The following is a 13,248-nucleotide window of genomic DNA, read 5'->3' on the forward strand; positions in this document are numbered from 1 at the left end:
CTGTGGTAGCCGCTGCGCCGCCCAGGCGCAACCGCCGGGGCGTGTCAGCGTTCGCAGGAGCAGCCGTCCGGGACGCGCCTGGCGAGAAAGTCCAGCAGCGCGTCCTCGGGCAGGGGCCGTGCGTAATGGAAGCCTTGCCCCAGGTCGCATTCCAGGCCGGCCAAGTCGTCGAGCTGCCCGGCGGTCTCGATGCCCTCGGCCACCACGTCGTAGCCCAGGCTGTGGGCCAGGCCGATGACCGAGCGCACGATGGCCCGGTTGCCGTGCTCCTCCATGCCGGACACGAAGGCGCGGTCCACCTTGAGGGTATCGATGGGAAAGCTCTGGAGATAGGACAGGGACGAATAGCCCGTGCCGAAGTCGTCGATGCCGATGCGCGCGCCGAGCTCCCGCAGGCCGCGCAGCTTGTGCATGGCCGATTCCGGATGCTCCATGAGCACGCTTTCCGTGATTTCGAGCTTGAGGTCGGCCGGTGGCATGTCCTCGTCGCGCAGCGCCGCGACGATCTGCTTGACGAGGTCGGGCTGGCTGAACTGGCGCGCGGACAGGTTGACGGACATGAAAAACGGCGCTTCGCCGAGAATTCCCCGCCGCCAGCGGGCCATGGCCCGGCAGGCCTCGGCCAGCACCAGCGCGCCCAGGGGGATGATCAGCCCGCTTTGTTCCGCGGCCGGGATGAATTCCCCGGGGGAAACGAGCTCGCCGCCCGGCCGCCGCCAGCGCACGAGGGCCTCGACCCCGCGCGGCACCAGGGTGCGCAGGCAGAAGATCGGCTGGTAGTGGAGCACGAATTCGCCGCGGTCGATGCCCAGGCGCAAGTTGGTCTCCAGGTCCATGACCCGCTCGGCGCGCGCGCGCATGGCCCAATCGAAGACCCGCACCCGGCCGATGCCGGCCTGTCGGGCGTTGCCCATGGCGATGGCCGCGTTTTGCAGCAGCTCCTCGGGCCGGTCGTAATCGGCGGGCCCGAGCACCACGCCCATGCTGGCCGTGACGTAGCACTGCCGCCCCTCCACGGCGAAGGGCAGGCGCAGGTGCTCGCGGATGGCCTTGACGATGCGCAGCGCGTCCCCGGGCGTGGCGATTTCCTCGAGCAGCACCGCGAATTCGTCGCCGCCCACCCGCGCCACGGTGTCGAGCTGGCGCACCTCGCGGCGCAACCGTTCGGCCACGCGCTTGAGCAGGCCGTCGCCGGCCACGTGCCCCAGGCTGTCGTTGATGCGCTTGAACCGGTCGATATCCATGAAGATCAAGGCGTAGAGATAATTGGAGCGGCGTCTGGCCCGCTCGATGGCGCGGGCGATGCGGTCCAGGCACAGGGCTCTGTTGGGCAGGCCGGTGAGGGCGTCGTGAAAGGTGCGGTAGCGCAGCCGCTCCTCGCCGTGCTTGCGCTCGGTCGTGTCCTCCAGGGCCACGGCCACCTGTCCCGGGGCCGGGCTGTAGGCCTGGGCCAGGAAATAGAGGTTGAGGGGGGTGAAGAAGTTTTCAAAGCGCACCGAGCGTGCCGTGCGCGCCGCCTCGCCGAGGGTCTCCAGCCAGAAGGGCTCGATGTCCGGAAACACCTCGCCGAGCAGCCGGCCGACCACCTCGTCGCGCATAAGTCCCGTGACCTTCTCGAAGGCCGGGTTGGCGTCGAGGATCTGCAGGTCGCCCGGACCCGCGGGCGCGGGGATGTGGCCGAGCAGCAGGAAGGCGTTGAGCATGCCGGAAAAAAGCGCCCGGTAGCGCCGTTCGCTGCGGCGCAGTTCCTGTTCGGTGCGGTGCTTGAAAAGCGCCACCTCCACGGCCGTGCGTAGCCAGTCCCCGTCCACGGGCTTGAGCACGTAGCCGTAAGGCGCGGTGCGTTTGGCCCGCTGCAGCGTGACCCTGTCGGTGTGGGAGGTGAGGAAGATGACCGGGATGTCGCATTCCCGCTGGATGACGCAGGCGGCTTCCACGCCGTCCATGGCGCCCTTGAGGAAGATGTCCATGAGCACGAGATCCGGGCTCAGGCTTTCGCACAGTTCCACGGCTTCGGCCCCGGAGGTCGTGACGCCGGCCAGGCAATAGCCCAGGCGGCGCAGGATGGCCTTGAGGTCCAGGGCCACGATGCGCTCGTCCTCGACCACGAGGACCCGGGGGGCACGGCCGCGCAGCCCGTTGTTTTCGGTGATGAGCCCGGCGCAGGTCGGGTCGGTGCCGGAGGCGTTCATGGCATCCTCGCATTGCAAAGCAGCACGGCCATGTACCCATGTTTACGCTTTTGCGGGCACCTGTAAAGCGTTGCGCGTTTTTTCGAAGCCCTTTCGTTATTTTTTTCACGAAGCGCGTCCCGAAGAGGACGCCGCGGACGGGACGTCGCGGCCGGCATGGCGTGGCCGCGACGTGGCATGTCGGGAAATGCCTAGGTCGGGCATTCGCCCAGGCTCAGGCAGTAGTTTTCCACGAACCGTCCGATCTGGACGCCAAGCGAGGCGCATTGGACGCCGCGGATGCAGGCGTCTGCGTCGTCCTTGCCCAGATGGGTGGACAGCGCATGGTCCTTGTGACGCATGGTGACAAGCCAGTCTCCGCTGACCGGGTCGTCGGCCACGGACACCGCGATGCCGTGGCGTGCGATCTCGGGGTACAGGGAGGCGATGGAGGCGGCGATCCGCCTGGGATCGGTCATGATGCCCTCCTTTGTTGCGGGTCCCGGGGCCTGTCGCCGCGGGCGACGGTCCGGGACGCCTGCATCAAGCATGCGACCGATTCGGGCGGAGTCAAGGCGTGGCGGTCAGGCGTCCCGGGCCAGCAGCAGTTCCTCGGGCTCCATGTCGGGGCGGATGTCGCGGGAAACCTGGAAGAAGCCGTACAGGTCGCGCAGGCGCAACTCGTCGGCCACGGCGGGCTGGGGATTGGCCAGGATCAGGCGGCGGCCCTTGGTGGCGAGCGCCGTTTGCAGGCGCACCAGGGCACCGACCCCGGCGCTGTCCACGGCCGGAATGGCGGCCATGTCCAGGACCGTGAGCGGGTAACGGCCCACGTTGGCGGCCTCGATGACGGCGGTTTCCAGTTCCAGGGCGGCCGTCCCGCCCAGGGGGGTCGCGGCGGAAGCCCAAAGGACGCCCTGGTGGTTGCTGATGGCGATGCGGCTCATGGGTGGCGTATCCGTGGTCATGAAACGGGACCGGGCGCGGAGGGATGCCCGCGCCCGGAGTCCGTCGGGTTCACCCCCAATACCGAAAAGCGGGCGCGGCAGGCAAGGGGCATGGGCAAGGGACAAAAGAAGACTGCCGGTATCACGGGCTTTATTTCTGCCAGGCCCGTCCGGGCGCGCCTACTTGTACCAGGCCAGGAGGTTGAAGGAGGAGTAGCCGTTGTCCGGGTCCTCGGCGTAGCGGCAGCCCAGACTGTTGTCTTCGTCCTTGTTGCGGATGTCCTTTTGGGAATTCCGGTAAAAGACGCAGGCGTTGTTGTTGCACACGAGGATTTCCCCCCATCCCGATTCCGGCGGGCCGATCCAGGACGAGAGTTTCTCCCCGCAGTGGGGGCAGTAGCGTTCTTCGAGCATGATGCGCGTCTCCTTGAAAATGGGCGTACGGCCGGTCGCGTCCATACGTCATGGCAAGACTGTAGACATGATCGGCGCGGCGTCAACGGGCGGTGCCGGGAATCCCGCGCCGCCCCCGGGGCGGCGCGGGAGAGGGGCGGCCTAGAAATTGTCCTTGGCCCAGTAGAGCAGGTGGTGGTTGGCGCCGAGGCGTTCGATGAGCGCCTTGGCCTTGGCGTCGTCCATGGGATGGACGCGTATGTAGACCGTGCGCCGGTCGGGCGTGGCGTCGTCGTAGGAGGTCAGGATGCTGATGATGCGCACGTCGTGGCCCTTGAGGTCGTCGAGCACGGTCTTGAGGCTGCCCGAGACGTTGGGCAGGTCCAGGGCGAACTGGATGCCGCCGCTTAAAACGCCCGTGATGCTCACGAGCACCTTGAAAATGTCGCTGTCGGTGATGACGCCGACGACCTTGTTCTCGCCGTCCACCACGGGCAGCCCGCCGACGTTGTGGCGCAAAAGCAGCACCGCGGCCTTTTCCACGGTGTCCTCGGGCGTCACCGCGACCACGTTTTTGGTCATGATGTCGCCGATCTTGATCTCGGAGAGCAGATAATACAGCTCGTGCATGTCCAGGGTCGTGGCCTTGGACGGGGAGGCTTCCTTGATGTCGCGGTCGGACACGATGCCGACGAGCGTGTCGTCGTCGTCCACCACGGGCAGCCGGTGGTAGCCGTTTTCCTTCATGAGCTTGGCGGCCTTCATGATGGAGGTGGCCGGCTTGACGGTGACCGGGGTTTTGCTCATCCAGTCCTTGATCAGCATGTGCGTCTCCTTGCAGCGCCCTTGAGGATGGCCCGCTTGTGGTATAAGGCCCAGACGTCGCGCGGCGATTGCGCCGTATACGGTCGGTTTCTTATACGCGATATGGGCGTCATTTCAACCCATTCCATGGCCGGCCCGAGGATGGATCCATGAAGGCCCTTGTCTATCGCAAAAGCGTGCCGCGCTACCTGGCCTGCGCCCTGGCGGCGCGCGTGGCCCCACGCAGGTTTTTCCCGGCCCTGGCCCCGCTCGGGCTGGCCGAGGTTCCCTTCGACCCGCCCCGGGGCTGGCTGCCCCTCACGCCGCTTCTGTGCGGCATCTGCGGCTCGGACCTGGGCCTTTTGCGCGGCGCGGAATCCGTGCTGCTCGAACCCTACGCCAGCCTGCCGTTCATCCTCGGCCACGAGATGGTGGCGACGCTCGACGCCGACGCGCCGGGACTGGGCCTTGCCGCCGGGACGCGCGTCGTGGCGGAGCCGGGGTTGCCCTGTGCGGTGCGGGGCCTGCCACCCTGCCGGTCCTGCCGCGAAGGGCGCTACAACCGCTGTGAGCGCTTTCTCGACGGCGCGTTGCCGCCGGGCTCGTTTCTGGGGTTCACCGAACGCGCCGGCGGGGCCATGGCCGGGCGCACGGCCGCCCATCCCTCACGCATCCTGGCCGTGCCCGGGTCCGTCAGCGACGAGGACGCGGCGCTCACCGATTCCCTGGCCTCGGCGCTGCAACCCGTGCTCGAACATTTCCCCGCCCCGGACGCGTTGGTGCTGGTCACGGGCGCGGGCATCCTCGGCCAGCACGTGGTGCGCTGCCTGCGGGCGCTGGGCAGCCCCGCGCGCATCCTCGTCGGGGCCCGGCACAAGGCGCAGGCCGCCCTGGCCAGGGCCGGCGGGGCCGACGCCGTCGTCGCGGCGAAAAACCGCCGCGAACTGGCCGAGGCCCTGGGGGCGCGCTACGTGCCGACGACCCTCGGCGGCGGCAACATCGAAGGCGGGGCGGACGTGGTCTTCGACTGCGTCGGGTCCTCGCGCACCTTCGAGGACGGGCTTTTGAGCCTTGCCGCCGGCGGGAAATACGTCATGGTCGGGGCCGGGGCGCGGCTGAAGGGCGTCGACATCTCGAGCCTGTGGTTCCGCGAGCTGACCGTGGCCGGCTCCTCGGGCTGCGCCATGGCTCCGGACCCGCGCCGGCCCGGAACCATGGTGCGTACCTATGCGCTGGCCCTGGAGCTGCTCGCCTCGGGCGACTATCCCACCGACGGATTGCTCACCCACCTGTTCCCCCTGGAGAAATGGCGCGAGGCCTTTGTCTGCGCATGCGACAAGCGCACGACGGGCAGCGTCAAGGTGGCTTTCGACCTGCGCGGATAGCCCGCGACGCCCTGCCGGACGTTTTCCGCAGGGGCCATGCCGCCTTGACCCTGTGCGGCGGGGGCGGTACGAGCGGCCATGCTCGTTCGTGCCGCATTGGCCCTGGAAAAACGCTACCTCGCCCTGGTCGCGGGCTGCTGCGCCCTGGCCTTGTTTTCCCCGGGGTTTTTCACTTGGCTCGCGCCCTATATCGCCCCGGCCCTTGGCGTCATCATGTTCGGCATGGGGCTTTCGCTCACCTTCGCCGATTTCGCCGCCCTGGCCCCCAAGTGGCGGCTGGTGCTCGTCGGCGCGCTGCTGCAATTCACCGTCATGCCCGGCCTGGCCTGGCTGCTGGCGAATGTCCTCGGCCTGCCGCCCGAGGCCGCGCTCGGCGTGATCCTGGTCGGGGCCTGCCCGGGCGGCACGGCCTCCAACGTCATCACCTATCTGGCCGGCGGCAACCTCGCCCTATCCGTGACCCTCACGCTCGCAACGACCATGGCCGCGCCCCTGGTGACGCCGGGCCTGACCGCGCTGCTCGGCGGGTCCGTCGTCGATGTGGACGGCCCCGCCATGATCGTTTCGGTCTTCTGGATCGTGGTCTTCCCGGTGCTGGACGGGCTCATTTTGCGCCGCCTGCTGCGCCGCCGCCTGGAACCGGTGCTCGCGGTCTTTCCGGCGGTGTCCATGGTGACCATCGCCCTGGTCATCGCCTGCGTGGTCGGGCTCAACCGCGACACGGTGCTCGCCTTTCCCGGCCTGGTCATCGCGGCGGTCGTCTTGCACAACTGCGGCGGCTTCGCCCTGGGCTACCTGGGCGCGGCCCTTTTTTCCGCCGACCGCGCCGACCGCATCGCCATCGCCGTGGAGGTGGGCATGCAGAATTCCGGCCTGGCCGTGGCCCTGGCCAAGCTCCACTTCACCCCGGCCGCGGCCCTGCCGGGCGCGCTGTTCAGCCTCGAGCAGAACCTGGCCGGCGTGCTCTGGGCGCGCTGGCTGGCACGGCGGCGCGACGGCTGCAACGGCGCGCGGACAAACGCGGCCCGTTCGTCGCCTCTTTGACGCCCGATCGCGCCGGTGTGCGCGCAGGATGCATCCGTCGCCGGCGGATTTCGGTTGTCGCCGCAAGCGATTTGGCGCTATCGTCGTCCTACTGTTGCAGCCAAAGGAGGCCCGCATCATGATCGACAAGATTGCCGGGTATCTCGGCGAGGAAGCCGAATTCCTGCTTTCCCACGAATGCAAGACCATAGCCAAGGAGCAATTGCACCTGCCCGGCCCGGGCTACATCGACGACATCTTCGTCCAGTCCGACCGGCCCGTGCCCGTGGTGCGCGCCCTGGCCGCCATGCTCGGCCACGGCCGCCTGGGCGGCACCGGCTACATGTCCATCCTGCCCGTGGACCAGGGCGTGGAGCACTCGGGCGCGGCCTCGTTCGCGCCCAATCCCCTCTATTTCGACCCGGAGAACATCGTGAAGCTGGCCATCGAGGCCGGCTGCAACGCCGTGTGCTCGACGCTCGGCGTGCTCGGGTCCGTGGCCCGCAAGTACGCCCACAAAATTCCCTTCCTGCTCAAGATCAACCACAACGAGCTGCTTTCCCTGCCGGCCATCCACGACCAGACGCTGTTCGCCTCGGTGGACCAGGCCTTCGACATGGGCGCGCTGGCCGTGGGCGCCACGGTCTATTTCGGCTCGCCGGAAAGCCGCCGCCAGATCCAGGAAGTCTCCGAGGCCTTCGCCCGGGCCCACGAGCTCGGCATGGCTTGCGTGTTGTGGGCCTACCTGCGCAATCCCGCCTTCGTGAAGGGCGGGGTGGACTACCACACGTCGGCCGACCTCACCGGCCAGGCCAACCACCTGGCCGCCACCATCGGGGCCGATGTGGTCAAGCAGAAGCAGGCCACCAACAACGGCGGCTACACGGCCGTCGGCTTCGGCAAGACCGACAAGCGCGTCTACAGCGAACTGACCACCGACCACCCCATCGACCTGGCCCGCTACCAGGTGGCCAACTGCTACATGGGCCGCATCGGGCTGATCAATTCCGGCGGCGCGTCGGGCGCGTCGGACTTCCCCGACGCGGTCAGGACCGCGGTCATCAACAAGCGCGCCGGCGGCATGGGCATGATTTCCGGGCGCAAGGCCTTCCAGCGTCCCATGGCCGAGGGCGTCGAGCTCTTAAACGCCATCCAGGACGTCTACCTGTGCAAGGACGTGACCGTGGCCTAGGCGGCCGGCGCTTTCCACGGGGCGGACGGTTTCGTCCGCCCCGCTTCGATATTGTAACCCCCTCCATCCCCCCGGCGACCAACCGCGTACAAACGGACGGCGCAGGCCGCCCACGTATTCGGGAGGTCGTTTTCATGAAGAAATTGTGTTACGGCTTGCTGACCCTGGTCAGCCTGGTCGGTTCCGCCTATGCCGTGGCCGCGGGCCCCGGCCCCGGCGGTCCCGGCGGCCCGGGGCCCGAAGGCATGCTCGACAGGTTGCTTGCGCTCAAGCTGAGCGACGCGCAAAAGCATGACGTGGCCGTGATCCTCAAGGAGAACCGGCCGGCCTTCGAGGCCGCGGGCAGGGCCATGCACGAAGCGTTCGACGGCATGCGCGACGCGATGTGCAAGGAGCCGGGCAACGAGCAGCTCGTGCGTCAGGCAAGCCGCAAGATCGGGGCCGCCGGCGAGGAATTGGCCGTGTTGCGGGCCAAGGTCGAGGGCAAGGTGCTCGCCGTGCTCACGCCCGAGCAACGTAAAGAGTGGGCCGAGGGCTGCATGCCGCCGCCCCCGCCGAAGAACAAGGAGCGATTTCATGCCGGCCACGAGCTGGTCAATGAGTGGATCGACGCTCACGCCGGCGCGGGCAAGTAAGCTCCGGAGCGTTATGGCCGAAACGGTGGTGGACATGGAGGACGCCCGGGTCCTCGGACAGATCCGGGCGGGCGACGTGGACGCCTACGCCAGGCTCATGACGAAGTACCAGGGGCGCGTGGCCGGGATCGTTTCCGGGCACGCGCCCCGGGAACGGGTGACGGAGCTCACGCACGAGGTGTTCGTACGGGCCTACCGGTCCCTTGCCGGCTACCGCGGGGACAGCCCCTTCGGCCACTGGCTGGCCAAGGTGGCGGTGCGCGCCTGCCACGATTTCTGGCGGGCGGAATACCGCCGCAGGGAGCGGCCGGAGAGCGAGTTGTCCGACGAATGCCGGGCCTTCGTCGAAGAGGCGGCGGCCCTGGAGACGAGCGAGGCTGCCGAGGAAACGGTGTCGCGGCGGGAGGCCAGGGAATTGCTGGCCTGGGCCATGGATCGGCTCTCGCCCACGGACCGCATGGTGGTCACGCTCACGCACCTCGAGGAGCGCCCCGTGGCCGAGGCTGCGGAACTGCTGGGGCTAAGCGTCCCCAACGTCAAGGTCCGGGCGTTCCGGGCGCGCAAAAAGCTGCGCGAACTGCTCGCGAACGTCATTGGCACGTAAGGAGGACTCCATGGACGGAAACGAATCGCAACGCATGGATCGGCTCGAGGCCGTGCTGCGTGCGGCCCATGCCGGGCGCGAGACCCCGCCTGTCGATCCCGCCATGGCCGCCTCGGTGCTGGCCGCCATCAAGGCCGAACCGGCCGAAGAACCGGCCGCCACGGGCATCCTGTGGCGCATGGCCGCCGGAGCCGGCTTCGTGGCCGTGGCCACGGTGCTCTTGGCGCTGTTCTGGGGCTCCGGCCTGGAAGAGGAAATCGGGCGGATGCTCTTTTACGACCCCAACGGCCAGGTCCTGGTCTCCATGCTCGGCGTGTAGGGCGACGGCATGCGTTCCACGACGACAAAGGTTCTGGCCGGCTTCCTGCTGTTCGCCTCGGGCGCGGTGACGGGCTATTTCGGCTCCCGCCTGCTGGCCGAGCGGAGCAGGTTCGCGCTGTTTCACGGTGACCCGCAACACTTTTCCGAAATGGTCGTGCGCCGCATGTCCGATGATCTGGATCTCACCGCGGAGCAGCAGGAGAAACTGCGGCCGATCGTGCTCAATACCGGCGACGAACTGGCCAAGATCCGGCGCGAACAGGAACCCAAGGTCCGTGAGACCATCGACAAGAGCATCGAGGCCACCAAGGCCATCCTGACCCCGGGGCAGCGCGAGAAGTTCACCGCGTTCATGGAGCGTCTGGAAAAACGTCGCAAGGCCATGGAACGCTTCGGCCCGCCCCCCGGAGAGCCGGGCATGGGGCCTCCTCCGGGGCCGCCGCCCGGCGAGGACGGATTCCCGCCGCCCCATGGTTTCGGCGACGGCCCGCCGCCTCCCCCGCCCGGCAGGAGGCCACTCCCGGACTTCGAGGGTTTCTCGCCGCCACCGCCGCCGCGACAGCCGCAGCCCCAAGGCAAGGCGACCCCTGATGCGGCTCCGGCGCCGGACAAGGGCAACGTTGCGCCCCAAGCTCAGGAAAAGAGCCTGGCCAATCCGTAAGCCATTCCCCTCTGCCGCGAAATCTGGCAATACTGACGGCAAATCCAGCGGGCCGCCCTACGCAAGGGGCGGCCCGTCGCAACCCAAGGGTACGCGCCACGTCACGGGGCCGTGCCGAGGAGGAACGTCATGCCAGTCTCTCGCGCCGCATCCTTTTCTCGTCGCGATATCCTTCGTCTTTCCGCCGCCGCCGGGCTCATGGTCCTGGCCGGAGGCCTGATCCGGCCGGACGCCGCCTGGGCCGAGGCCTATACGGCCCCGCCCCTGCCGTACCCCGAAAACGCCCTGGAGCCCGTCATCTCCGCCCGCACCGTGAGCTTCCATTACGGCAAGCACACCATGGGCTACTTCGCCAACGCCAACAAACTCGTGGCCGCAAGCCCCCTCGCCGGCAAGTCCCTGGAAGAGGTCTTCCTGGCCGCCGGCAAAGACCCCAAACTGACGGGCATCTTCAACAACACGGCCCAGGCCTGGAACCACGTCTTCTACTGGAACGGCCTGAATCCCAAAGGCGGCGCGCCCGCAGGCAAGCTCGCCAAGGCCATCGACGCGTCCTTCGGCAGCCTCGACGGCTGCAAAAAGGCCCTCTCCGAAGCCGCGGTCAGCCAGTTCGGCAGCGGTTGGGCCTGGCTCGTCGCAGACAACGACGGCAAGCTGCAAGTGGTCAAGACCGGCAACGCCGGCAACCCGCTCCAGGAAGGCCTCAAGCCCCTGTGGGTCATCGACGTCTGGGAACACGCCTACTACCTGGACTACCAGAACCGCCGCGCCGATTACGTGGCCGGCGTCCTGGACAAACTCGTCAACTGGGACTTCGCGGCCAAGAACCTGGGATAGGTGAGAGAAAGGCCGGGGAGAGAGGATGAGGATGAAGGAGATGAAGAGGAAGATGCCTCCGGCGGCCAGGAGGGGATGATCCCCTCCTGGACCTCCCCGACGGGGGATGGGTAAGCGGGTGGAGGCGTGGTCGGCGGGCGGTGCGTCGGGGTCTGTGGTCGCGGAAATGGGCCGGCCCCGCAGGCCGCAAAGCCGGCCAGCACGGCCGCCCCATTTCCGCGACCACGGGCGCCAGCGGCGAAGCGCCGCATTTTAAGAGATTAGGTCAGTAAAATTCCTTCAAATTCGCCCCGCAGGGGCGACGGGCCTGCGAGGCCGGAATTTGGCCGGCGAGCCTTTCGCGCAGCGACGGCATCGCCGGCCAAATTCCGGCCTCGCCGACGCACTCCCGCGAACGACCACGCCTCCACACGCTCCCAGCCTCCCCCGCTCAGGGGGTCCGGGGGGGATGATCCCCCCCGGCCGCCGGAGGCATCTTCCTCTCAATCTCTATCTCTATTTCTCTACCATTCTCTAGGCTTGGGGGATCAGGCGGCTGACGATGTTGCCGAGGGAGGCGGTGCCATCGCCCACGATGAGGGCGGAAGCGTCGTCCGCGGCGCAGCGCACCACTGCGGCGGTGGCCAGGGGCAGGCCGGATTCGTCGGCCACGGCGACGGTCGCGCCGGGGGAGAGGCCGTGTTCGGTGCCGAGGCCGAAGGAGATGAGCAGGCCTTCGGGGGTTTTCTTGGTCATGTAGACCACGGCCTTGCCTTGTTTGCGCCACACGGCTTCCAGGGCGCGCGAGGCCAGGTAGACGCAGATGCCGGCCAGGATGGCGACGGCGAGGCAGTAGGCGGCGGCGGCCAGGGGGGTGATGCCGAACACGCGGCGGATGTAGGAATTGGAGGCGGCGTCCAGGGAGGCCTGGTCCGGGAAGACGCGGATGACGAAGGCCTGGACCGGGGCGGCGGCGTCGGCCTTGGGGTCGCGCAGGACGATGGTCGCGGCGCCGGGTTTGGCGTCGGGCGCGGCCTTGACTTCGGCCTGCCACATGCGGTTGCCGAACCAGAAGCCTTGCGTCTGCGTGGTCATGGTCAGGGTGACGCCGGGGTGGTCGATGCGCACGTCCAGGGCGGAGGTGTCGGTGGCGTCCGGGGGCAGGGGGCCGGAGAGGTGCTCGGTATTGCCGGGCAGAATGGAGAAGGCGTTGGGTCCCGTGCGAAAGCTGTTGAGGAAGCTGTCGGCCAGTCCCAGGGCGGCGCACAGGCAGCACAGCGCCGCCAGCCAGCCGCACGCGCCGCGCAGGCGCAACAGCCGTTTTTCGGTCACGCGCCGGCTCCGCTGGCGGAGGTGTCGTCGTGGCGGTTCCGCAGGCGGCGGATGGCGTAGATGCCGGCGATCAGGGTCGGGATGCACATGGAGAAAAATGCCTTCATGAATACGGGGGTGAAATCGTCGGGATATTTCGATGCCATGTAGACGGAAAGAGTGACTTCGGCAAGCACGGCCACGTCCATGAGGATGACGGCCAGGCGTTGGCGGCTGTTGAGTTCCGGGGCCGGCGAGGCGGAGCGGTCGAAGAGCATGGCGTCCTCCTGTGGGGTTATATGCCGCCCCGGCCCGCGGGCGGCGGGCCGGAGCGGCAGGGCGGGGTGTGGGGTTACTTCTTGAAGATGTTCGTCGTGGTGACGTTCATCACGCGCAGGGCCTTGCCGTCTTCCTTGAAGTAGACGCGCACGATATCGCCGGCGTTCCAGGCCGAGGCCGGCAGGCTCATGTACTGGTCGGGCGGGATGAAGGTGACGAGCATCTTCTGCGCGCCGGAGTAGATGGTGACGGTCTTCTTGTCCTTGTCCACGGCGGGGAAGGGCTTGGCCTTGCCGCTGGCTTCGTCGAAGACCAGGGGATGCTTGGAATCGATGCCTTGCTGCTTGTCCACGATCTGGATGGCGATGGTTTCAAAGCTCTTCTTCTGCGGATCGTAGAGCACGATCTGGGACTTTTCCGTATCGAGCTTCATGCGCAGGCCCGGCTTGGGATCCTGGCCCATGTCCATGGGGTTGGTCGGGTAGGTGAAGGTCAGGGCCGGCAGCTTGAAGTCGCCCTTGGCCGGGTCCGTGGACATGTTGGGGATCATGGTCAGGGTCTTCTTCTCCGTGTCGATGGCCACGGTGCGGCCCTGGTCCACTTTGCCGTAATCCACGCAGCCGGCCAGGAGGAGCACGGGCAGGGCGGCCAGCAGGATTTTGCGGTACATCGAGGGCATGGCGTTCTCCTTCTCTTTTTTGTTGTC

16 protein-coding genes are annotated in these 13,248 nt (G+C 67.8%); 8 read left to right on the plus strand and 8 right to left on the minus strand.

Going from position 1 to position 13,248, the window contains the following annotated elements; translation table 11 throughout:
- Positions 1-44: 44 nt before the first annotated feature.
- The 5 genes from Q368_RS0101915 to Q368_RS0101935 form a co-directional block, all read right to left on the minus strand.
- Positions 45-2,192, minus strand: a complete 2,148-nt coding sequence (locus Q368_RS0101915; RefSeq protein WP_052359970.1) for a putative bifunctional diguanylate cyclase/phosphodiesterase — start codon at positions 2,190-2,192, stop codon at positions 45-47.
- A gap of 191 nt (positions 2,193-2,383) precedes the next feature.
- A complete protein-coding gene (locus Q368_RS0101920; protein ID WP_029457047.1) occupies positions 2,384-2,650 on the minus strand; it encodes a hypothetical protein in 267 nt (88 codons plus the stop codon).
- A 105-nt stretch (positions 2,651-2,755) separates the two neighbouring features.
- Positions 2,756-3,118, minus strand: coding sequence for an STAS domain-containing protein (locus tag Q368_RS0101925; RefSeq protein ID WP_029457048.1), 363 nt, complete (start codon positions 3,116-3,118; stop codon positions 2,756-2,758).
- Between the two features lie 180 nt (positions 3,119-3,298).
- Positions 3,299-3,532, minus strand: a complete 234-nt coding sequence (locus Q368_RS0101930; protein ID WP_029457049.1) for a hypothetical protein — start codon at positions 3,530-3,532, stop codon at positions 3,299-3,301.
- A 141-nt stretch (positions 3,533-3,673) separates the two neighbouring features.
- The gene (locus tag Q368_RS0101935) at positions 3,674-4,336 is read right to left on the minus strand and encodes a CBS and ACT domain-containing protein (protein ID WP_029457050.1); all 663 of its coding nucleotides are present in this window, start codon (positions 4,334-4,336) and stop codon (positions 3,674-3,676) included.
- A 149-nt stretch (positions 4,337-4,485) separates the two neighbouring features.
- On the opposite strand from Q368_RS0101935, the gene Q368_RS0101940 reads away from it, so the two are divergent.
- From Q368_RS0101940 to Q368_RS0101975, 8 genes are all read left to right on the plus strand, one after another.
- A complete protein-coding gene (locus Q368_RS0101940; RefSeq protein WP_029457051.1) occupies positions 4,486-5,700 on the plus strand; it encodes a zinc-dependent alcohol dehydrogenase in 1,215 nt (404 codons plus the stop codon).
- Positions 5,701-5,778: 78 nt separating this feature from the next.
- Complete coding sequence (locus Q368_RS0101945) at positions 5,779-6,744, plus strand: bile acid:sodium symporter family protein (protein WP_052359971.1); 966 nt, start codon at positions 5,779-5,781, stop codon at positions 6,742-6,744.
- Positions 6,745-6,862: 118 nt separating this feature from the next.
- Entirely contained in the window at positions 6,863-7,915 is a 1,053-nt protein-coding gene (locus Q368_RS0101950) for a class I fructose-bisphosphate aldolase (RefSeq protein WP_029457053.1), read from the plus strand.
- Positions 7,916-8,049: 134 nt separating this feature from the next.
- Complete coding sequence (locus tag Q368_RS0101955; protein ID WP_029457054.1) at positions 8,050-8,550, plus strand: Spy/CpxP family protein refolding chaperone; 501 nt, start codon at positions 8,050-8,052, stop codon at positions 8,548-8,550.
- 13 nt (positions 8,551-8,563) lie between these two features.
- The gene (locus tag Q368_RS0101960) at positions 8,564-9,154 is read left to right on the plus strand and encodes an RNA polymerase sigma factor (RefSeq protein WP_029457055.1); all 591 of its coding nucleotides are present in this window, start codon (positions 8,564-8,566) and stop codon (positions 9,152-9,154) included.
- Positions 9,155-9,164: 10 nt separating this feature from the next.
- Positions 9,165-9,473 carry a hypothetical protein gene (locus Q368_RS0101965; protein WP_029457056.1) on the plus strand — a complete coding sequence of 103 codons (309 nt, stop codon included), beginning with the start codon at positions 9,165-9,167 and terminating at the stop codon, positions 9,471-9,473.
- Between the two features lie 9 nt (positions 9,474-9,482).
- On the plus strand, positions 9,483-10,136 hold the full coding sequence (locus Q368_RS23660) for a hypothetical protein (RefSeq protein ID WP_052359972.1): 654 nt from the start codon (positions 9,483-9,485) through the stop codon (positions 10,134-10,136).
- Between the two features lie 129 nt (positions 10,137-10,265).
- Entirely contained in the window at positions 10,266-10,973 is a 708-nt protein-coding gene (locus tag Q368_RS0101975; RefSeq protein WP_029457058.1) for a superoxide dismutase, read from the plus strand.
- A 513-nt stretch (positions 10,974-11,486) separates the two neighbouring features.
- Here Q368_RS0101975 and Q368_RS0101980 read toward each other — a convergent pair.
- The 3 genes from Q368_RS0101980 to Q368_RS0101990 all read right to left on the minus strand — a co-directional run bounded on the left by Q368_RS0101980 (position 11,487) and on the right by Q368_RS0101990 (position 13,221).
- Complete coding sequence (locus tag Q368_RS0101980) at positions 11,487-12,284, minus strand: hypothetical protein (protein WP_029457059.1); 798 nt, start codon at positions 12,282-12,284, stop codon at positions 11,487-11,489.
- Positions 12,281-12,541, minus strand: coding sequence for a hypothetical protein (locus tag Q368_RS22835; protein ID WP_029457060.1), 261 nt, complete (start codon positions 12,539-12,541; stop codon positions 12,281-12,283). Before Q368_RS22835 ends, Q368_RS0101980 begins: the two co-directional genes overlap by 4 nt.
- A gap of 74 nt (positions 12,542-12,615) precedes the next feature.
- A complete protein-coding gene (locus Q368_RS0101990) occupies positions 12,616-13,221 on the minus strand; it encodes a DUF4881 domain-containing protein (RefSeq protein ID WP_029457061.1) in 606 nt (201 codons plus the stop codon).
- Positions 13,222-13,248 lie beyond the last annotated feature (27 nt).

The organism is Solidesulfovibrio alcoholivorans DSM 5433 (assembly GCF_000702665.1).
In the GTDB taxonomy this organism is placed as follows: Bacteria; Desulfobacterota; Desulfovibrionia; order Desulfovibrionales; family Desulfovibrionaceae; genus Solidesulfovibrio; species Solidesulfovibrio alcoholivorans.

Bases quoted from the DNA above. Each gene is read 5' to 3' on its own strand.
- Q368_RS0101950 (WP_029457053.1), top strand. From the start codon at position 6,863: ATGATCGACAAGATTGCCGGGTATCTCGGCGAGGAAGCCGAATTCCTG.
- Q368_RS0101920 (WP_029457047.1), bottom strand. From the start codon at position 2,650: ATGACCGATCCCAGGCGGATCGCCGCCTCCATCGCCTCCCTGTACCCC.
- Q368_RS0101975 (WP_029457058.1), top strand. From the start codon at position 10,266: ATGCCAGTCTCTCGCGCCGCATCCTTTTCTCGTCGCGATATCCTTCGT.
- Q368_RS0101940 (WP_029457051.1), top strand. From the start codon at position 4,486: ATGAAGGCCCTTGTCTATCGCAAAAGCGTGCCGCGCTACCTGGCCTGC.
- Q368_RS23660 (WP_052359972.1), top strand. From the start codon at position 9,483: ATGCGTTCCACGACGACAAAGGTTCTGGCCGGCTTCCTGCTGTTCGCC.
- Q368_RS0101955 (WP_029457054.1), top strand. From the start codon at position 8,050: ATGAAGAAATTGTGTTACGGCTTGCTGACCCTGGTCAGCCTGGTCGGT.
- Q368_RS0101990 (WP_029457061.1), bottom strand. From the start codon at position 13,221: ATGCCCTCGATGTACCGCAAAATCCTGCTGGCCGCCCTGCCCGTGCTC.
- Q368_RS0101965 (WP_029457056.1), top strand. From the start codon at position 9,165: ATGGACGGAAACGAATCGCAACGCATGGATCGGCTCGAGGCCGTGCTG.
- Q368_RS0101960 (WP_029457055.1), top strand. From the start codon at position 8,564: ATGGCCGAAACGGTGGTGGACATGGAGGACGCCCGGGTCCTCGGACAG.
- Q368_RS22835 (WP_029457060.1), bottom strand. From the start codon at position 12,541: ATGCTCTTCGACCGCTCCGCCTCGCCGGCCCCGGAACTCAACAGCCGC.
- Q368_RS0101925 (WP_029457048.1), bottom strand. From the start codon at position 3,118: ATGAGCCGCATCGCCATCAGCAACCACCAGGGCGTCCTTTGGGCTTCC.
- Q368_RS0101930 (WP_029457049.1), bottom strand. From the start codon at position 3,532: ATGCTCGAAGAACGCTACTGCCCCCACTGCGGGGAGAAACTCTCGTCC.
- Q368_RS0101935 (WP_029457050.1), bottom strand. From the start codon at position 4,336: ATGCTGATCAAGGACTGGATGAGCAAAACCCCGGTCACCGTCAAGCCG.
- Q368_RS0101945 (WP_052359971.1), top strand. From the start codon at position 5,779: ATGCTCGTTCGTGCCGCATTGGCCCTGGAAAAACGCTACCTCGCCCTG.
- Q368_RS0101915 (WP_052359970.1), bottom strand. From the start codon at position 2,192: ATGAACGCCTCCGGCACCGACCCGACCTGCGCCGGGCTCATCACCGAA.